Origin of the sequence: Microbacterium paludicola (assembly GCF_015235415.1) — a bacterium.
GTDB classification, from domain to species: Bacteria; Actinomycetota; Actinomycetes; order Actinomycetales; family Microbacteriaceae; genus Microbacterium; species Microbacterium paludicola.
In genome coordinates this window covers 1-17,881 of the sequence record NZ_JADGLL010000006.1, presented here as the reverse complement: position 1 = coordinate 17,881, position 17,881 = coordinate 1, and the positions used below count along the sequence as shown (strand labels likewise).

22 protein-coding genes and 1 tRNA gene are annotated in these 17,881 nt (G+C 71.2%); 12 read left to right on the top strand and 11 right to left on the bottom strand.

Annotated elements, in window-relative coordinates:
* The first annotated feature begins 109 nt into the window (after nt 1–109).
* Together IR155_RS04270 and IR155_RS04265 are read left to right on the top strand one after the other, a co-directional pair.
* Nucleotides 110–604 (top strand): DUF2975 domain-containing protein, encoded by a 495-nt coding sequence (locus tag IR155_RS04270; RefSeq protein ID WP_135113523.1) that lies wholly within the window; start codon nt 110–112, stop codon nt 602–604.
* Nucleotides 604–807 (top strand): helix-turn-helix domain-containing protein, encoded by a 204-nt coding sequence (locus tag IR155_RS04265; RefSeq protein ID WP_135113521.1) that lies wholly within the window; start codon nt 604–606, stop codon nt 805–807. The genes IR155_RS04270 and IR155_RS04265 overlap by 1 nt, the downstream gene beginning before the upstream one ends.
* Nucleotides 808–893: 86 nt before the next feature.
* Here IR155_RS04265 and IR155_RS04260 read toward each other — a convergent pair whose 3' ends face one another.
* The gene (locus IR155_RS04260) at nt 894–1,271 is read right to left on the bottom strand and encodes an NUDIX domain-containing protein (protein WP_228066639.1); all 378 of its coding nucleotides are present in this window, start codon (nt 1,269–1,271) and stop codon (nt 894–896) included.
* A 110-nt stretch (nt 1,272–1,381) separates the two neighbouring features.
* Nucleotides 1,382–2,017 (bottom strand): phosphoserine phosphatase SerB, encoded by a 636-nt coding sequence (gene serB / locus IR155_RS04255; protein WP_233441095.1) that lies wholly within the window; start codon nt 2,015–2,017, stop codon nt 1,382–1,384.
* 95 nt (nt 2,018–2,112) lie between these two features.
* Between serB and IR155_RS04250 the strand changes: the two genes are divergently transcribed.
* Nucleotides 2,113–2,895 carry an ABC transporter ATP-binding protein gene (locus tag IR155_RS04250; protein ID WP_135113517.1) on the top strand — a complete coding sequence of 261 codons (783 nt, stop codon included), beginning with the start codon at nt 2,113–2,115 and terminating at the stop codon, nt 2,893–2,895.
* Nucleotides 2,896–2,987: 92 nt separating this feature from the next.
* Nucleotides 2,988–3,239 (top strand): type B 50S ribosomal protein L31, encoded by a 252-nt coding sequence (locus IR155_RS04245; RefSeq protein ID WP_135113515.1) that lies wholly within the window; start codon nt 2,988–2,990, stop codon nt 3,237–3,239.
* Nucleotides 3,240–3,300: 61 nt separating this feature from the next.
* On the opposite strand, the gene IR155_RS04240 is transcribed toward IR155_RS04245, so the two are convergent.
* On the bottom strand, nt 3,301–3,516 hold the full coding sequence (locus IR155_RS04240) for a hypothetical protein (protein ID WP_135113513.1): 216 nt from the start codon (nt 3,514–3,516) through the stop codon (nt 3,301–3,303).
* A gap of 20 nt (nt 3,517–3,536) precedes the next feature.
* The gene (locus tag IR155_RS04235) at nt 3,537–4,241 is read right to left on the bottom strand and encodes a 3'-5' exonuclease (RefSeq protein ID WP_233441100.1); all 705 of its coding nucleotides are present in this window, start codon (nt 4,239–4,241) and stop codon (nt 3,537–3,539) included.
* A gap of 333 nt (nt 4,242–4,574) precedes the next feature.
* Between IR155_RS04235 and IR155_RS04230 the strand changes: the two genes are divergently transcribed.
* Nucleotides 4,575–5,453 (top strand): alpha/beta fold hydrolase, encoded by an 879-nt coding sequence (locus IR155_RS04230; protein WP_135113510.1) that lies wholly within the window; start codon nt 4,575–4,577, stop codon nt 5,451–5,453.
* A 9-nt stretch (nt 5,454–5,462) separates the two neighbouring features.
* Here the strand turns inward: IR155_RS04230 and IR155_RS04225 are convergent, their stop codons facing one another.
* The 5 genes from IR155_RS04225 to IR155_RS04205 form a co-directional block, all read right to left on the bottom strand.
* Nucleotides 5,463–6,134: a hypothetical protein gene (locus tag IR155_RS04225; RefSeq protein WP_135113508.1), complete on the bottom strand. Its 672-nt coding sequence runs from the start codon at nt 6,132–6,134 to the stop codon at nt 5,463–5,465.
* Nucleotides 6,135–6,187: 53 nt separating this feature from the next.
* Entirely contained in the window at nt 6,188–6,661 is a 474-nt protein-coding gene (locus IR155_RS04220) for an Lrp/AsnC family transcriptional regulator (RefSeq protein WP_135113506.1), read from the bottom strand.
* Between the two features lie 113 nt (nt 6,662–6,774).
* Complete coding sequence (locus tag IR155_RS04215) at nt 6,775–7,797, bottom strand: DNA topoisomerase IB (RefSeq protein ID WP_322783509.1); 1,023 nt, start codon at nt 7,795–7,797, stop codon at nt 6,775–6,777.
* Between the two features lie 16 nt (nt 7,798–7,813).
* Nucleotides 7,814–8,398 carry a histidine phosphatase family protein gene (locus IR155_RS04210; protein WP_135113502.1) on the bottom strand — a complete coding sequence of 195 codons (585 nt, stop codon included), beginning with the start codon at nt 8,396–8,398 and terminating at the stop codon, nt 7,814–7,816.
* 70 nt (nt 8,399–8,468) lie between these two features.
* Nucleotides 8,469–9,317, bottom strand: coding sequence for a Sir2 family NAD-dependent protein deacetylase (locus tag IR155_RS04205; protein ID WP_135113500.1), 849 nt, complete (start codon nt 9,315–9,317; stop codon nt 8,469–8,471).
* 28 nt (nt 9,318–9,345) lie between these two features.
* Here IR155_RS04205 and IR155_RS04200 point away from each other — a divergent pair, with 28 nt between their 5' ends.
* Nucleotides 9,346–10,161, top strand: a complete 816-nt coding sequence (locus IR155_RS04200; protein ID WP_135113498.1) for a TrmH family RNA methyltransferase — start codon at nt 9,346–9,348, stop codon at nt 10,159–10,161.
* Nucleotides 10,162–10,172: 11 nt separating this feature from the next.
* Here the strand turns inward: IR155_RS04200 and IR155_RS04195 are convergent, their stop codons facing one another.
* Nucleotides 10,173–11,000, bottom strand: coding sequence for an SGNH/GDSL hydrolase family protein (locus tag IR155_RS04195; RefSeq protein WP_135113496.1), 828 nt, complete (start codon nt 10,998–11,000; stop codon nt 10,173–10,175).
* Between the two features lie 166 nt (nt 11,001–11,166).
* Here IR155_RS04195 and IR155_RS04190 point away from each other — a divergent pair, with 166 nt between their 5' ends.
* Nucleotides 11,167–12,918 (top strand): DEAD/DEAH box helicase, encoded by a 1,752-nt coding sequence (locus IR155_RS04190; RefSeq protein ID WP_135113494.1) that lies wholly within the window; start codon nt 11,167–11,169, stop codon nt 12,916–12,918.
* Between the two features lie 3 nt (nt 12,919–12,921).
* Here the strand turns inward: IR155_RS04190 and IR155_RS04185 are convergent, their stop codons facing one another.
* Nucleotides 12,922–13,494 carry a DUF7010 family protein gene (locus IR155_RS04185; protein WP_135113492.1) on the bottom strand — a complete coding sequence of 191 codons (573 nt, stop codon included), beginning with the start codon at nt 13,492–13,494 and terminating at the stop codon, nt 12,922–12,924.
* Nucleotides 13,495–13,532: 38 nt separating this feature from the next.
* Here IR155_RS04185 and IR155_RS04180 point away from each other — a divergent pair, with 38 nt between their 5' ends.
* The 5 genes from IR155_RS04180 (at nt 13,533) to IR155_RS04160 (ending at nt 17,655) form a co-directional block, all read left to right on the top strand.
* On the top strand, nt 13,533–14,027 hold the full coding sequence (locus IR155_RS04180) for an SRPBCC family protein (protein WP_135113490.1): 495 nt from the start codon (nt 13,533–13,535) through the stop codon (nt 14,025–14,027).
* 67 nt (nt 14,028–14,094) lie between these two features.
* Entirely contained in the window at nt 14,095–15,171 is a 1,077-nt protein-coding gene (locus IR155_RS04175) for a VIT1/CCC1 transporter family protein (RefSeq protein WP_135113488.1), read from the top strand.
* A 122-nt stretch (nt 15,172–15,293) separates the two neighbouring features.
* Nucleotides 15,294–15,378, top strand: a tRNA-Leu gene (locus IR155_RS04170).
* 60 nt (nt 15,379–15,438) lie between these two features.
* On the top strand, nt 15,439–16,737 hold the full coding sequence (locus IR155_RS04165; protein WP_135113486.1) for a M20/M25/M40 family metallo-hydrolase: 1,299 nt from the start codon (nt 15,439–15,441) through the stop codon (nt 16,735–16,737).
* Nucleotides 16,738–16,821: 84 nt separating this feature from the next.
* A complete protein-coding gene (locus IR155_RS04160) occupies nt 16,822–17,655 on the top strand; it encodes an undecaprenyl-diphosphate phosphatase (protein ID WP_135113484.1) in 834 nt (277 codons plus the stop codon).
* The last annotated feature ends 226 nt before the right edge of the window (nt 17,656–17,881 follow it).

The window sequence follows — 17,881 nt, the reverse complement described above, 5'->3', positions numbered from 1 at the left end:
GTTCGAATCTCTGGCCTATGTGGAGAATCGAGGGGCTCACCTCCTGTGTGGACGACAGTGCGCCCAGCATCTATTGACTTTCGATAGGTGATCTATCGAAGATCGATGCATGGACCACGATCTCCCGAAGCCGCCGCTCGCGCTTGTCGTCCTCACCCAGGCGCTCCTGGCGGCGCTGCTCCTCGGCGGCATCGGGGTGATCGCCCTCCTGCCGGCTATGTCGGCGAGCATCGCCGCGGCGCTTCCCGAGTACGCATCTCTGCGGACGCCCCTGCTCGCTCTCGCGATCGCGATCGTCCTGCTCGCTCTCGTTACGCTCGCCATGGTCGCTCTGCTCGTCCAACGGATCCACGCCGGCACCGTCCTCGCGCGACCGTCCCTCCTGTGGGTCGACGTGATCGTCTCGACGTTGATCTGCGCCGCTGCGCTGGTGGTCGTCGCATTCGTCGTCATCGGCGTGGGGCAGGCGGGAAGCCCCTGGCTTGCGCTCATCCTGGTGACCGCGTGCCTCGCCCTCACCGCGCTCGCCTGCATCACTCTCGTGCTGCGGTCACTCCTCGGCCACGCGATCCGGCTGCGCACCGAACTCGACGAGGTCGTGTGATGGCGATCCGCATCTCGATCGATCGGATGCTGCGGGAGCGCGGGATGAGCGTCGGCGACTTCGCCGACGCCATCGGCATCACCCCGGCGAACGTCGCGGTGCTCAAGAACGGGCGGGCGCGCGCCGTGCGGTTCACCACCCTGGACGCCATCTGCCGCGTCCTCGACTGCCAGCCGGGGGACCTCCTTCACTACGAGGCCTGAGCGGGCTTCACTACGCGGCCTCAGCGGGCGCGCGGACTCCTCGGCTCACACGTCGCGAAGCACCTGGTCGATCCATTCGTGTCTGGTCAACTGGCCGATCTCGGTCGCGTGAACCACGCGACCTTGTGCAGTTCCTCTTGCTCCAGAACCATCGGGCCTCGCGGAAGCCGGCATTCATAGGCGGTCGTGACGTATGCAACCTCGTCGCCGTTGGGAAGCACGCTGTGCAGCTCGGGTCCGCCGTACGCGCCGATGACCCGGACGACCTCGGGCACCACGCCCAGCTCTTCTGCCACCTCGCGGATGACCGCATCCCGCGGTTGCTCGTCGAGCTCCACACCGCCGCCGACCAGGCTCCAGCGCGCGGTGTCCCGCTGCCGTGCGAGCAGGAAGCGGTCGCCGTCACGGATCACCGCGGTCACACCGGGGAGGATCAGGAGGTCGTGGCCGATCTTCTCGCGCATTGCGCGGACATATGGCGACGCGGGCATGTGGACACCTTAGTGACGAGCCTCGCGATGTGCCTTCGGAAACCTAGTCAAGGCCGAGCGGTAGCGCGGACTTCATGCTCGCCTCAGAACGGCAGCAGCGGGATGACCTGGGACAGGTTGACCGGACCGATCACCAGGGGAGCCGCGCGACGGACGGCGGGCTTGGCGTTGAAGGCGAGGCCGAGGCCGGCGGCCTCCAGCATGAGCAGGTCGTTCGCCCCGTCGCCGATCGCGATCGTGCGCGACATCGGCACACCGTGCTCGTGTGCCCAGCGGGTCAGCCACTCGCGCTTGGCGGCGGCATCCACGATCGGGCCGTCGACCTCGCCCGTCAGCACGCCGTCCGCGGCGAGCAGGCGGTTCGCGCGCCAGAGGTCGACGCCGAGATGCGGGGCGAGCTCGTCGAGGATCTCGTGGAACCCGCCGGAGACGACGCCCACGAGTCCGCCGCGCGCGTGCACGGCGTCGATCAGGGCTGTCACGCCCGGCGTCGGCTCGATCCGGGCCCGCACCCGCACGAACGAGGCGACCGGCACCCCGGTGAGCTCCCGCACCCGCGACCGCAGGCTCTGGGCGAAGTCGACCTCGCCGCGCATCGCCGCCTCGGTGGCGGCGGCGACCTCCGCGCCCCGCCCGGCCTCATCCGCGATCAGCTCGATGACCTCGTTGCGGATCAGAGTGGAGTCGGCGTCGAGGACGACGAGAAAGCGCGCGGTCACGAGTGACGAGCGTAGCGCCCGGCACACCGCGCCCGTGCCCGACCGAGCCCGCGCGTCCGCGCTGGGGGCCCCATCCGGATAGGTAGGCTGAACGCATGCCCACTGTGCTCTCCTTCGAAGACGTCGTGGTCCGCCGAGAAGGTCGGAACATCGTGGATGGACTCACCTGGGCGGTGAACGACGACGAGCGCTGGGTTGTGCTCGGCCCGAACGGCGCCGGCAAGACGACGATCCTGCAGCTCGCCGACACGCTCATCCACCCGACCGCCGGCACTGTCGACATCCTGGACGAGCGCCTCGGCCGGACGGACGTGTTCGAGCTGCGCCCCCGCATCGGCTTCGCGTCCTCCGCGCTGGCAAAGCGCATCCCGGCGGACGAGACCGTGCTGAACGCGGTGCTGACCGCCGCCTACTCGGTGCTCGGCCGCTGGAACGAGCAGTACGAGAACATCGACGAGCGCCGCGCACTGCGCGTGCTGCAGGAGTGGCGTCTCGACCACCTCGCCGACCGCACCTTCGGCACCCTGAGCGAGGGCGAGCAGAAGCGCGTCCAGGTCGCCCGCGCGATCATGACCGACCCCGAGCTGCTGCTGCTCGACGAGCCCACCGCGAGCCTCGACCTCGGCTCGCGCGAGGTTCTCGTCGGTCTGCTCAGCGAGTATGCGAAGTCGCCGGTCACGCCGGCCCTCGTTATGGTGACGCACCACGTCGAGGAGATCCCCGCCGGGTTCACCCACGTGCTGCTGCTGCGCGACGGGAAGATCGTCGCCGCCGGCCCGATCCCCGAGACGCTCACCGAGGAGAACCTCTCGGAGACGTTCGGCGTGCAGATCAAGCTGAGCGAGGACGGCGGCCGCTACGCCGCACGCGCCCACTGACAGCGGTCTCAACGGCGGGTTGAGTCTGGTAGACTCGTTCGCTGGTGCCCAAGCACCGGAAGACTTTTCAAAATCTCTTGGCAAGGACCCCCATGAAGACTGACATCCACCCCGAGTACAAGGCGGTCGTGTTCCGCGACCTCGGTTCGGGCGAGACCTTCCTCACCCGTTCGACCGTGACCAGCGACAAGACCATCGAGCTCGACGGCGTCGAGTACCCGGTCATCGATGTCGAGATCTCGTCGGCGTCGCACCCGTTCTACACGGGTAAGCAGCGCATCATGGACTCGGCCGGTCGCGTCGAGAAGTTCAACCAGCGCTTCAAGAACTTCGGCTCCAAGTAAGCCCTCGTTCTTCAGAAAGGCCCCGCTTCGGCGGGGCCTTTCGCGTTTCCGGGGTGACGGATCACTCGTCGACGTGGATCTCGATGGTCCCGTTATCGAAATCGAGCACGCCCGGGCCGGTGTCCGGGCTTGGCGCGGGGACCGGGATGATCTTCAGCGACTGCGCCTCGATGTCGGCGTCGTGAGCCGAGGGGCGCCAGACCGCGTCCATCGCGGATCCTGCGCCCTGCAGCGGGTACTTCCGCCGCAGCCGGTCCATCCCGTCGTCGCGCACCATGGGGCGAGGCTACGCCGGGGTCAGCGCACGGGCCAGGAGCCGTCGAGCGCTTCGGTCGGCTCGAGGCGGCCGATCGAGATGAAGTACTCCGTGAGGCTCTCGGCCTGCTCGCGCGCCCAGCCGATCTGGCGGGTGTGGAGCTCGAGCGGATCCTCGGGCAGGCGGTCGGCGAACCGGTTCGCCAGCGCGAGGGCGACGCGCCCCGCGGCGATCGCGTCGGCGGACGCCTCGTGCGCCGACTCCAACGGCACGGCATAGTGCGCGGCGACGACGTCGAGCGTGCGCTTTCCCTTGCGGTAGCGGTCGAGCGTCTTGTCGATCACGAGCGGATCGATCACCGGCGCGGGGGAGTCGAGGCACTCGAGCCCGTGGCGCTCTCCCTCGTACTTCAGCAGCGAGAAGTCGTAGGCGGCGTTGTAGGCGACGACGGGGATGCCGCCCGCGAGCAGCGTCCGCAGCGCGGCGGTCACCTCCGCGACGACCTCTTCGGCGGGCCTGCCGTGCGCCCGTGCGTGTTCGGTCGTGATGCCGTGGACAGCGGTCGCGCCCTCCGGGATCTCGGTTCCGGGGTCGGCGAGCCAGTGCTCCTCATGCACGACCTCGCCCGACGCATCGAGCAGGCCCACGTAGGCGGTCACGATGCGGTCCTCGGCCACGTCCACGCCGGTCGTCTCCAGATCGAACACGCCGATCCTGCTCGTCCAGCGGTCGGGAGCGACCTCCACGAGCGCCTCGACGGATGCCTCGGCCTCGACCCGGACGGCCGGCGCGACCTCGACGGTCGCCTCGACGACGGTCTCGACGTGGACCTCGATCACCGGCTCGGGTTCGGATGCCACAACCTCGACGAGCGTCTCGACCTCGACGGCGGTCTCGACGGGCGGGACCCAGGTGATCGCCTCGCCCGGATGGTCGAGCTCGTCAAGCTCGAACAGCGGGGGCGGATCCGGCCACGACCTCGTCATGATCCACACCGTAGAGCGCGCCGCCGACATCACCGGGAAGCCACACCGCGGAGCGCTCACGAACGCCCAGCGGACCCTCCGTAGACTCGACGGATGCCCGTCGCCTCGCCCTACTCCGCCAAGCTCGCCGAGATCCCCGTGGTGCGGCACGAGGTGGAGGTCCTCGGCGGTCGCACCGCCTACTGGATATACGGGCCCGACGACGCGGCGATCACGGTCCTGGCGGTGCACGGGTTCCGCGGCGAGCACCACGGGCTCGAACCCGTTGTGGCGTTCCTTCCCGACGTGCGGCTGATCATGCCGGATCTTCCCGGGTTCGGCGAGACGGCGCCCCTTCCCGGCCGGCGTCACGGCATCGAGGCGTACGCCGACTGGCTCGACGCGTTCCACGCCGCGGTCGCCCCCGAGTCGATCATCCTCGGCCACTCCTTCGGCTCGATCGTGTCGGCCGCCGCCGTCGCGCGCGGTCTCCGGACGCCGAGGCTCATCCTCGTCAACCCGATCGGCGCCCCTGCGCTCGAGGGGCCCCGCGGCATCCTGACGCGGCTCGCGATCTTCTACTACTGGGCGGGGGCGCGGCTGCCGCGCGCGATCGGCACGTGGGTGCTGCGGAGCAAGGTGATCGTGCGGGTCATGTCGATCGCGATGGCGAAGACCCGCGATCCGCAGCTGCGGGCCTTCATCCACGATCAGCACGACCGCTACTTCTCGAATTTCGCCGACCGCGACGTGCTGCACGACGCGTTCGTCACAAGCGTGTCGCACGACGTCAGCCAGTACGCCGAGCGGATCGCCGTGCCCACGCTGCTGGTCGCCGCCGACCGCGACGACATCACTCCGATCGAGGCGGAGCGGGTGCTCGCGACGCGCTTCGCCGACGCGCGCCTTGTCGAGATCGCCGGCGTCGGCCACCTCATCCACTACGAGAAGCCGGCCGAGGCGGCCGCGGCGATCCGGACCTTCCTCGCCTGAGACGGCGCGTCAGCCGCGCGTGGGCTTCTTCCCGGCGAGCACGCGCAGCACGATGCCGATCGTGAGCAGCGTGGTGCCGAGGAGGCCGCCGCCGATCCCCGCGAAGCCCAGCAGGATCGTCGCGTTCAGGCCGAGGAAGAACTCGCCGAAGCCTCCGCCCTCGGTGACGAGGAAGAGGGCGTCCTCGGGCGCGTCCGCACCGGATGCGACCGTGATCAGGTACGAGCCCGCCTCGTCGGCCTGGAACGACGCGACCGCGGATGCCACGGTGGACCCCGAGCTCGAGGTCTCCGCCACGAACGCCGGATCGACGCGGACGGTCTCGGGGCCCGTCACGGTCACGTCCTCGAAGCTCAGGAAGTCCGGATCCGAGGACGAGGACATCTGCCAGATCGTGTAGCGCGCGGGTTCGGCCACGTCGAGCGCCGCCTCGCCGGGGAGCGATCCGGACGCGATGACCTCGGGGCCCGGCCTGCCCGACAGGTCGAGCACCCCGAAGGGCACCGTGCGTAGGAAGAAGAAGAGCGAGAAGGTCGCCGCCGCGATGGCGATCACCAGCAGCACGCTGCCGGTCCAGATCAGCCCGACTCCCCAGCCCCGCAGACCCGGGCGGTAGGGGCGCGGCGGCGGATCGAACGGGCCCGCGACCGGAGGCGGCGGGACGGGCGGCAGCTGGCTCACACGGTCATTCTGCCGCGCGGCGTCGCGGCGCCCGCAAGGCGTGCCCGGGCAGGTTACGGCTCGCGGCGGGCGAGCTGCATAAGACCGTTCACGCGGTAGGGCACTGCTTCGCTCATCACGAGCGACGTCTCGGTGCGCTCGACGCCCTCGATGCCCAGGATGCGCGCATCGACGTCGAAGAGATGACGCGCATCGCGGCACGCGACGAGGGCGAGCAGATCCGTCTGACCGGAGAGCCCGTGCACCTGCACAACCTCCGGGACAGAGGCCAGCTCGCCGGTGATGCGGGGGAGGTCGACCTGGCGCACGCCGATCGCGAGGAAGGCCTCGAGCGGGAACCCCAGGGCGGCCGTCGAGATCGAGCGCTCGAACGAACGGAAGACGCCGGCCTTGTCGAGCCGCGCCATGCGCGCCTGGACGGTGTTGCGGGACAGGCGGAGGCGCTCCGCGAGCGCTACGACCGTTGCGCGCGGGTCCTCGCTCAGCGCGGCCAGCAACTCGAGGTCGACGTGATCCAGGGAAGCCATAGTGCGAGACATTAGCAGTCTCTGGGACAGGCTCTTGGGCATCCTGCTCAGTCGTTATCGGATCGATTGCGCGGCCTGGCCTGCCGTACGTCAGTGTGCCGTGGGCGATCCGATCAGGCCTCGTCGGTCTCCCGGATCAGCCGGCGCGTCGCCCGCTCGAGGGAGAGCTGGCGCTCATCCGCGGAGTCGTAGCTGCGCCGGACGGCGCGGATGATCGTCCGGCCCTCCTCGTAGGCCGACACGACGCGAGGATCCACGTAGGACGTGCGGGCGAGCGTCGGCGTGTTGCCGAGGAAGTCCGCGACCTCGCGCATCGCATCGCTCACGACCCGGCCACGCCGCGTGACGCCGCCGCGACCGGAGCGTTCGAGCTCGTCCGCCCCGGTGGCGATCTCGGCGGCGGCGAGCACGGTCGCGTGCCAGGTGCGGAAGTCCTTGGCCGTCGCGTCCATGCCCGTGATCTCGCGCACGTACTCGTTCACCATCGCGGGGGTCAGGGTGCGCCACGAGCCGTTGCGGCAGGCGAGCAGGGTCTCGGCGTCGTCCCGTCGCCGGCGGAGGGTCTCAACCGCCGCGGTGACGGGCTCGTCCTCGATCTCGATGCGGTGGTCGACGCCCGACTTGCCGGTGAACTCGAACACCAGCGAGCGGCCGTGGCGCGTCACGTGATCGCGGCGCAGCGTGGTGAGGCCGAAGCTGCCATGGGTGTCGGCGTAGACGTCGTTGCCGATGCGGAAGCAGCCGAGGTCAAGCAGCCGCACCGCCAGCGCGCAGGCGCGCTCGGGCGGCATGCCCTCGAGCGCGAGGTCGTCGAGCACCCGGCCGCGCGCGCTGCCGAGGGCACGACCGAAGTCGAGGACGCGATCGAACTTCGCGGCGTCGCGGCGGGTGCGCCAGTCGGGGTGATAGAGGTACTGGCGCCTTCCTGCGTCGTCCGTGCCGACGGCCTGAAGGTGTCCGTGCGGGTACGGGCAGATCCACACGTCCTTCCACGCGGGCGGGATCGCGAGCGACCGGATCCGCTCCACGGCATCGTCCGGAAGGCGGGATCCCTGCTCGTCGAGGTAGACGAATCCCCGCCCCGCGGCGCGTCTCGTCCAGCCCGGCTGATCGGGGGAGGACCGGCGCAGGCGCACCACGGCGAGGCTCTGCCTACGCCTCGGCGTCCGCCTGCGGCGCCACGAGCGACGCCGACTCGAGGGCGAGACCGTCGGAGGTGAGGCGGAACACCGTCACCGACGCGTTGTCGATCCGCTCGCCGGGCCGCGGCAGAGCGCCGTCCGTGGCGATGCCGAGAAGCGACCGGATGACGCCGCCGTGCGCCACGACGATGGTCGGCTCTCCGGCGGAGTCGGCGGCGACCTCGCCGAGGGCCGCGAGAACGCGCTCGGCGAGCTCCTCGAGCGTCTCGCCGCCCGGGGCCACGCCGGTGTCGTACCGGGCGTGGAAGTCGGAGACGAGAGTTCCCTCGCCGATGCCGTAGTCGCGCTCGACGAGCCCCGCGTAGGTCTTCGGAGCGTCGAGGCCGAGCGAATCGGCGATGATCTGCGCGGTCTCGCTTGCCCGCTGAAGCGTGCTCGAGGCGATCCGCGTCCACCCGCCGTCCCGCAGCGCCTCTGCGGCGAGCAGCGCCTGTGCGCGGCCCGTGTCGTTCAGGGGGATGTCGGTGCGGCCCTGGATGCGCCGGTCGAAGTTCCAGTCGGTCTGGCCATGGCGCACGAGAGCAAGGAGGGTCACCCCTCGAGTTTATGGCGCCTCCGGAGAAGCCGGCTCCGCTCGGCGGATGGGCGCGGCACCGGCGGGCGGATCAGCGCGCGGCGGGCAGCGCGCGGGCGAGCTCCCGGAGGACCTCGGTGGTGCCCGCCTCGATCCGCACCGTCGCGCGGTTGTCGGCGCGCGTCTCGCCGCGGTTCACGATCACGACCGGCAGCTTCCGGCGGCGGGCGCGCTCGACGAACCGGATGCCCGAATTCACCGCGAGCGACGAGCCGGCGATCAGCAGGGCGTCGCTGCTGAGCAGCAGCTGCTCGGCCTCGCGGAACTTCTCGGCCGGGATGTACTCGCCGAAGAAGACGACGTCGGGCTTCAGCATGCCGCCGCAGACGGTGCACTCCGGCACCACGAAGTCCTCGGCCGACTCGGGAAGCACGTCGCCGTCGGGGCCGAGCGCGACGTTCTCGGGCACCGTGATCCAGGGATTCGCCTGCTCGAGCCGCTCGCCGATGTCGCGGCGGTCGAAGACCTGGCCGCAGTGCGTGCAGAACACCCGGCGCATCGTGCCATGCAGCTCGACGACGCGGTGACTGCCGGCACGAAGGTGCAGGCCGTCGACATTCTGCGTGATGATGCCGGTGGCGATGCCGTCGCGCTCGAGCGAGGCGAGGGCCTCGTGCCCGCCGTTCGGTGCGGCCGCGGTGAAGGCGCGCCACCCGAGGTGGGATCCGACCCAGTACCGGCGGCGGGCGGCCTCGTCGCTGAGGAACGCCTGCGCGGTCATTGGCGTGCGCTTTGGGGCGCCCTTGCCTCGGTAGTCGGGGATGCCGGAGTCGGTCGACACCCCGGCGCCGGTGAGCACCGCGACCCGGCGACCGGCGAGGGCGTCGACGGCGCGGCCGACGGCCGCGGTCGCGGGGGCGTCGAGTTCGGGGACGGGCACGAAGCCGAGTCTAGGGAATGCTGGATGGGTGAAGATCCTCCCCGTGGACGACCCGTCCGACCCGCGCCTCGCCGACTACCGCGACCTCACCGACGTCGCGCTCCGCCGTGTGCTCGAGCCCGAGGGAGGCCTGTACATGGCGGAGTCCGCGAAGGTGCTCGCCCGCGCCCTGGCGGCGGGGCACCGTCCGCGCTCGGTGCTGACGCAGGAGCGCTGGCTGCCCGAGCTCGAAGACGTCCTCGCGGGCCTTGACGAGGTGCCCGTGTACCTCGTCCCCGCCGAGGTGGCCGAGGGCGTCACGGGATACGCCGTGCACCGCGGCGTGCTCGCGGCGATGCACCGGCCCGAGCCGCCGGCGGTCGCCGACGTGCTCGCCGGGGCGCGCCTCGCGGTCATCCTCGAGGACATCGTCGACCACACGAACGTCGGCGCCGCCTTCCGTGCCGCGGCTGGCCTCGGGGCGGATGCGGTGCTCGTCACGCCCCGGTGCGCGGACCCGCTCTATCGGCGAAGCGTGCGCGTGAGCATGGGGACGGTGTTCCAGGTGCCCTGGACGCGTCTTCCGGAATGGCCGGAGGCGCGCGAGCAGCTTCACGCCGCCGGGTTCCACATCGCCGCGCTCGCGCTCTCGGACGAGGCGGTCTCGCTCGACGAGTTCGCCGCGGCTCCGCCGGAACGCGTGGCGCTGCTGATGGGCGCGGAGGGCGACGGGCTTTCCCGCCGCGCGCTGGCGGCGTCGGACTCGGTCGTGACGATCCCGATGGCGGGCGGCGTGGACTCGCTCAATGTCGCATCCGCGAGCGCCGTCGCCCTCTGGGCGGTCGGCCGCGGCCAGCGCGGCTGACGCGCCGCGGGTCAGTCCTCGGGCTTGAGCGTGGCGAACGGCGCCGCCTCGGGCCGCTTGGCAGTGACGTTGTCGCCGGATGACTGGTGGCGCACGCGCCGCAGCACCCACGGCACAAGGTGCGTGCGGGCCCAGATGAGGTCGCCGCGCCGCGCCTCGCGCCAGGTCGTCGGCGGGAGCGGGTCGGGCTGCATCGGCTGCAGGTCATTCGGCACGTTCAGCGCGCGCAGCACCATCCGCGCCACCTCATGGTGACCGAGCGAGTTCATGTGCAGCCGGTCGTCGTCGAAGAACCGCGGGTCCTGGATGGTCTTCAGCGCCCACTGGTCGGCCACGACGCAGTCGTAGGCGTCGGCGATCGCCCGGATGTTCTCGTTGTAGATCGCGATGCGGCCGCGCAGCGGTCGGAACACCGGCGTGAAGCGCGTGTCGATCCCGGTGAAGACGACCACGGTCGCCCCCTCGCTGCTGAGCCGCGCGACCGCCGCCTCGAACTGCGCCGCGACCGCATCCGGGTCGCCGCCGGGGCGGATCACGTCGTTCCCGCCCGCGCAGAGGGTCACCAGATCGGGCTTGAGCGCCATCGCGGGCTCGAGCTGCTCGTCGACGATCTGCGTGATCAGCCGTCCGCGCACGGCGAGGTTCGCGTAGGCGAAGTCGTCGACCTGGCGGGAGAGCACCTCGGCGACGCGGTCGGCCCAGCCGCGGTGGCCGCCGGGAGATCCGGGCTCGGGGTCGCCGATTCCCTCCGTGAAGGAATCGCCGATGGCGACGAAGCGGCGCCAGGGGTGGGGACCCACATTTGCATCGATCGGGGCCTGCGCGGCGTCGTTTGTCATCGAATCCTCCAGGGGGACGGGACGGACGGGATGGACGGGATGGGACGTGCAGAAGACTACGACTCGGCGCGTTCCCGCGGATCCGTCGCGCGGATGATCCTGCGCGGCCGGCGCGGGTGGGGAGCGCTCGGCGGAACGTCGGCGGGGGCCGTTACGCTTGAACCCCATGCTGTCACCGTCCTACCCGCAGAGAGCTCCGTGGGGAACCGCGGGCAAGCTCCGCGCCTGGCAGCAGGAGGCCCTGGACGCGTATTTCGAGGCGGACAAGCGCGACTTCCTCGTCGCGGCGACCCCCGGCGCCGGTAAGACCACCTTCGCGCTCACGCTCGCGGGCGAGCTGCTGCGCACGCGCGAGGTCGACCGGATCATCGTCGTCGCCCCGACCGAGCACCTCAAGACGCAGTGGGCCGATGCCGCGGCGCGGGCGCACATCCGGCTCGATCCGGTGTTCCGCAACAGCCACACGACCTTCTCCCGCCAGTACCACGGCGTCGTCGTGACCTACGCGCAGGTCGCCGTGAAGGCATCAGTGCACCGCGCGCTCACCGAGGGCGGCCGCACGCTGGTCATCCTCGACGAGGTGCACCACGGCGGCGAGGCGCTCAGCTGGGGCGACGCCCTCCGCGAGGCGTACGGCCCGGCGAAGCGGCGGCTGCTGCTCAGCGGCACGCCGTTCCGCAGCGACGACGCGCCGATCCCGTTCGTCGAGTACGCCCCCGATGCGCAGGGCCTGCGCACCTCGGTCACCGACTACGCGTACGGCTACGGCAGGGCGCTCGCCGACGGCGTCGTGCGGCCCGTCCTGTTCCACGTGTACTCGGGCCACATGAAGTGGCGCACGCGCGCCGGGGACGAGCTCGAGGCGCACCTCGGCCAGGACAACATCAAGGACGTCACGTCCCAGGCCTGGCGCACGGCGCTCGACCCCCAGGGCGAGTGGATGTCGGCGGTGCTGAAGTCGGCGGATCAGCGGCTCACCGAGATCCGTCAGCACGTGCCGGATGCCGGCGGCCTCGTGCTCGCGACGGACCAGACGGCCGCGCGTGCCTATGCGAAGCTGCTCCACTCGATGACCGGTCAGCGCGCGACCGTCGTGCTGTCGGACGACGCGGAGGCGTCGAGCCGCATCGAGCGCTTCTCGGAGAGCACCGATCGGTGGATGGTCGCCGTCCGGATGGTGTCGGAGGGTGTGGACGTGCCGCGCCTCGCTGTGGGCGTCTACGCCACGTCGTCGTCGACGCCGCTGTTCTTCGCGCAGGCGATCGGCCGCTTCGTGCGCGCCCGCCGCCGCGGAGAGGCCGCGAGCGTCTTCCTGCCGCACGTGCCGACCCTGATGACGCTCGCGAACGAGATGGAGCGTCAGCGCGACCACGTGCTCGACCGCGGCGAGAAGGACGAGGACGGCCTCGACGACTCCCTGCTCGAGGCGGCGGAGCGCGAGGAGAAGGCCTCCGACGCGCTGACCGAGGAGGGCTCGTTCGAGGCCCTCGGATCCGTCGCGCACTTCGACCGCGTTGTGTTCGACGGCAAGGAGTTCGGCCAGCTCGCCGTTCCCGGCACGGAGGAGGAGCTGGAGTTCATCGGCCTGCCGGGCCTGCTCGAGCCGGAACACGTACACGAGCTGCTGATGCAGCGGGTCGCGCGGCAGTCGCGGCACCGCCAGGTGCGCGAGGCGCGCGAATCGGAGAGCGGCGAGGAGCCCGTGTCGACGCTGCCGGCCCCGCTTCACCGCACGCTGCGCGAGCAGCGGCAGCTGCTCAACAGCCTGGTGGGCGTCTACGCCCGCCAGACGGGTGAGCCGCACGGCGTCATCCACGCCGAGCTGCGCCGTCGCTGCGGCGGCCCGGAGGTCGCCAAGGCGACGGTCGCCCAGCTGCAGGCGCGCATCGACGTGCTGCGCAAGCGCGTCCGCTCCTGAGGCTCAGGCCACGGCAGCGGGTTCACGCGCGGGACGCGACGCCCGGTCGAGCGGAAGCACGAAGGCAAGCAGCGCCGCACCCGTCGCCCAGCCGGCCCAGAAGCCGAGCTGCGGCACGGCGAAGAGCCCGAGCACGCCGATCGCGGTGAGGACGAGGGCGAGCGCGAGGTAGAGCCGGAGCCCGTACAGCGAGACGAAGACCAGGTAGTGCACGCCGATCATGAGCGTCGCGGCCGGGAAGAACCGGTCCGGACCGAAGATCCCCACCACGATCGCGAGCAGCGTGCCGGCAGGGGCGACCATCGCCGACTCGAACGCGAGCGCGCTCGACGGGTGACCAGGGGGAAGAGACGCCGGACCGCCTCGCGCGCGGAGCAGCAGGGTGGAGATCGGGAAGATCAGCGCTCCGCCGACGAACAGCGCCCACATCGCCGCCGGCGGGGAGGCCCACGTCATCAGCGCGGTGGCGACGAGCCACACCGCGCCGGAGACCAGGGGGCCCATCGACCCGCCGCGGTGCACGCGGCGCACGTCCGCCTGGGCGTGTGCGATCGTGATCTCGCCGGGTCCGCTCATGTGCAGCGGGGCGCCGCGCCGGCGGTAGTGTCGCCGGCATGTCCGCGCGCTACTCCTTCCGCACCCGCTGGAGCGTCGATGCGTCGCCCGAGCGGTGCTGGCAGGAGCTCGTGGCGGTGGCGATGGGACGATCCGACGGATGGTGGCGATCGCTGCGCGTGACGGCACCGGCCACCAGGGTGGAGCCGGGCGCCGAGATCGGGGCGCGCGTTCGCGCGCCCTTCGGCTACTCCCTGCGGTTCGTCCTGCGGGTCACGGCGGTCGACAAGGGACGCGCCATCGACGCCGTGAGCCTCGGCGACCTCGAGGGGCGCGGGCGCGTGGAGATCCAGCCTCGTGGCTCGGGCAGCGAGCTGCGATTCGAGTGGGACGTGACCGCGCGACGACGTTGGATGATCGCGGCCGGCCCGGTGCTGCGTCCCGTCTTCGCACTCGGCCACCGCATCGTGATGCGCGCGGGGGAGCGCGGACTGCGCCGCGCGGTGCGGGGCGCCCCTTCGGGGGCCCGAAAACCTGCCAATCCCGGCGCCTGACGGGGGAAGCCGCCGTCGGCTGGCTACCGTGGAGTGATCCCCCTCGTCATCCCTCTCTGGAGGCCTCTTGAGCGCGCCCACCGCCACATCCGCCGACCGTCGCCGCTGGGCGCAGTACCTCGCCGACGAGCGCGCCGAGGCGAACGTGTACCGCCGGCTCGCCGCCTCGAAGGAGGGTGAGATGCGCGCGATCCTCGAGCAGCTCGCCGCCGCGGAGGGCCGCCACGAGGCTCACTGGCTGACGCTGCTCGGAGGCGAACCGAAGCGGATGCCGCGCGCGAGCCTGCGCACGCGGATGCTCGGCTGGATGGCGGGGCGCCTGGGCACGATCTTCGTGCTCGCCCTGGCCCAGCAGGCGGAGGCGCGGTCGCCGTACGACGGCGAGCGGTACGCGACACCCGCCATGCGCGCCGATGAGAAGGTGCACCACGAGGTCGTGCGGGGCCTGGCGGCGCGCGGTCGCCGCCGGCTGTCCGGCACGTTTCGGGCGGCGGTCTTCGGGGCGAACGACGGCCTCGTCTCGAATCTCGCGCTCGTCCTCGGCATCGGGGCGACCGGCGTCGCCCCGCAGCTCGTCCTCTTCAGCGGCATCGCGGGCCTTCTCGCGGGTGCGCTGTCGATGGCGGCGGGGGAGTTCGTCTCCGTCCGGTCGCAGCGCGAGATGCTCGATGCGACCGATCCGGGCAGCACCTACGGCGACACGGCCCTGCCCGACCTCGACATCGACTCGAACGAGCTCGCCCTCGTCTACCGCGCGCGCGGCATCCCGGAGGAGGCGGCGATCGAGCGCGCGCGGAAGGCGATCGCCGAGGCCCACGCGGGCCGGGCTCCCGTGCACACCGGCCCCATCGACACGCACGAGGTGGTCGGCGGTGCGTGGCGCGCCGCCGGATCCAGCTTCCTGTTCTTCGCGAGCGGCGCCGTCATCCCGGTCCTTCCCTGGCTGTTCGGGCTCACAGGCGTGCCGGCGGTCGTGACGGCACTCGTCCTTGTGGGTCTCGCGCTCCTCGGCACCGGGGCGACCGTCGGCCTGCTCTCGGGCGCCTCGCCCCTGAAGCGCGCCCTCCGCCAGCTCGCGATCGGCTACGGCGCCGCCGCCGTCACGTACCTCCTCGGCCTCGCATTCGGCGTGACGCTCGCCTGACCCGGTCCCGAAGACGCGCCCGGGGCCGCGCCGCGATTCGTCACCGGGTTCACCGCGTGGTAATGTTTCTCTTCGGTCGCCACGGCGGCCACAGCCCCGGTCGAGAGATCGGGCACCCAGTTGCGCGGGTGGCGGAATAGGTAGACGCGCTAGCTTGAGGTGCTAGTGCCCGTATAGGGCGTGGGGGTTCAAGTCCCCCCTCGCGCACAGATCGAAGGCCCCGGAGAGATCCGGGGCCTTCGTCGTTCCCCGACTAGGTTGGAAGGCATGTCGACGTCCGAGCTGCCCGAGGTCGCGCGGATCGCGCGAGACCTGATCCGGATCGACACCACGAACTGGGGCGGCGGGCGGTCGAAGGGCGAGCGGGAAGCCGCCGAGTACGTCGGGGCCCACCTCGAGTCGCTGGGCCTTGCGCCCGAGTACTACGAGCCGATCGAGCGGCGCACGAACGTCATGGCGCGCGTGCCGGGCCGCGACGCGACGAAGCCCGCGCTCGTGCTGCACGGTCACCTCGACGTGGTCCCCGCGGTCGCCGAGGACTGGTCGGTGGATCCGTTCGCGGGGGTCATCCGCGACGGGATGCTGTGGGGCCGCGGAGCGGTCGACATGAAGAACATGGACGCGATGATCCTCAGCGCCATGGGAGACATCCTGCGCGCGGGGGAGCGGCCGGAGCGAGACCTCGTGCTTGCGTTCTTCGCCGACGAGGAGAACGGCGGCGTCGAGGGATCGCAGCTCGTGGTCCGCGACCGGCCCGAGTGGTTCGCGGGAGCGACCGAGGCGATCAGCGAGGTGGGCGGCTACTCGATCCCCGTCGGCGACCGCAGCGCGTACCTGCTGCAGGTGGGGGAGAAGGCCCTGATGTGGGTCACGCTCGTCGCGCGCGGCCGCGCGGGTCACGGCAGCCGCGTGCACCCGGACAACGCGATCACACGGCTCGCCGCCGCCGTCGCGCGCCTCGGGTCGACCGCGTGGCCGGTCGAGATGACCGAGACCACGGAGAAGCTGCTCGCCGGCATCGCGGAGATCAGCGGCATGGACCCGGCGTCGGATCCGGATGCCCTCGCGGCCGCCACGGGGCCCGCGGCGGCCTTCGTCGCCTCCACCTTCCGCACCATCACGAACCCGACCGGGCTCACCGCCGGCTACAAGCACAACGTCATCCCGGACGCCGCCGAGGCGACCGTCGACATCCGCGTGCTGCCCGGCGCCGAGGACGCGGTGCTCGCCGAGGTGCAGCGCATCGTCGGCGACGACATCGAGATCCGGATGTTCCATCGCGACATCGGGTTGGAGATCCCGTTCTCCGGTGGTCTCGTCGACGCGATGGTCGCCGCGCTCGGCGCCCACGACCCGGGGGTCCCCGTGCTTCCGTACCTGCTGGGCGCGGGAACCGACAACAAGGCGCTGGCGGGGCTCGGCATCGACGGCTACGGCTTCGCGCCCCTCAAGCTGCCCGCCGACCTCGACTTCACCGGCATGTTCCACGGCGTGGACGAGCGCGTGCCGCTCGACGCCCTCGACTTCGGGGTGCGCGTGCTGCGGGATCTGATCCGCACGTACTGAACGCGGGGCGCGCCGGATCCGATTGCGAGGATCATCCGGAAGTCTGACGAACCCGTCAGGAGCGGTGACCTAGAGTCGTCTCTCGTGCCGTTCATCGAAGCGATCATCCTCGGCCTCGTGCAGGGCCTCACCGAATTCCTGCCGATCTCGTCGAGCGCCCACATCCGCATCCTTGGTGAGTTCCTGCCGTCCGCCACGGACCCGGGCGCGACCTTCACCGCGATCACGCAGATCGGCACCGAGGCGGCCGTCCTCGTGTACTTCTGGAAGAAGATCACCACGGTGATCTCCCGGTGGGCGCAGTCGCTCGCGGGCAAGGTGCCGCACAGCGATCCGGATGCCCGGATGGGCTGGCTGGTGATCATCGGCACCCTGCCGATCGGCGTGCTCGGCTTCCTCTTCCAGGAGACGATCCGCGACGTGTTCCGCAACCTGTGGCTCGTCGCCATCGTGCTGATCGTCTTCGGCATCATCCTCGGCCTCGCCGACCGCTACGGCCGTCGCGAGCGCGACCTCGACGACATCACCTACCCGAGCGGCATCGCGATGGGCTTCGCCCAGGCGCTCGCGCTGGTCCCCGGCGTCTCGCGCTCGGGCGCCACGACGACCGCCGCGCGCCTGCTCGGCTACAACCGCACCGCCGCGGCGGAGTACGCGTTCCTGCTCGCCGTGCCGGCCGTCTTCGGGTCCGGCCTCTACGAGCTCCTTCACGCCGTCACCGAGCCGCAGTCGGGCCCCTACGGCCTGGTCGAGACGGCCGTCGCCACGATCGTCGCGTTCATCGTCGGCTGGGTCGTCATCGCCTACCTGATGCGCTACCTGAAGACCGGCAGCTTCCTGCCGTTCGTGATCTACCGCGTCGCCCTCGGTGGCGTCCTGCTGGTGCTGCTCAGCACCGGGGTGCTCAGCGCGTTCTGATCTTCTTTGGCCGCGCGCGGATCGGTCGCTCGGCGTTTTTGTAGCCGCGCGCTGATCGATCGCTCGCCCGACGCTCCGCGCCGGGGCTCGCGCTCGATTGGCTGATGCTCCTATGTCCTGTCAAGCGGCGTTGAGCCATTGCCGGTAGGCGTTGGCGAAGTCGTCGTCGCGGCGGGCGCCGCGTTCGATTGTGGAGATCTTGTCGGGCCAGACGCCGAAGTGCGCG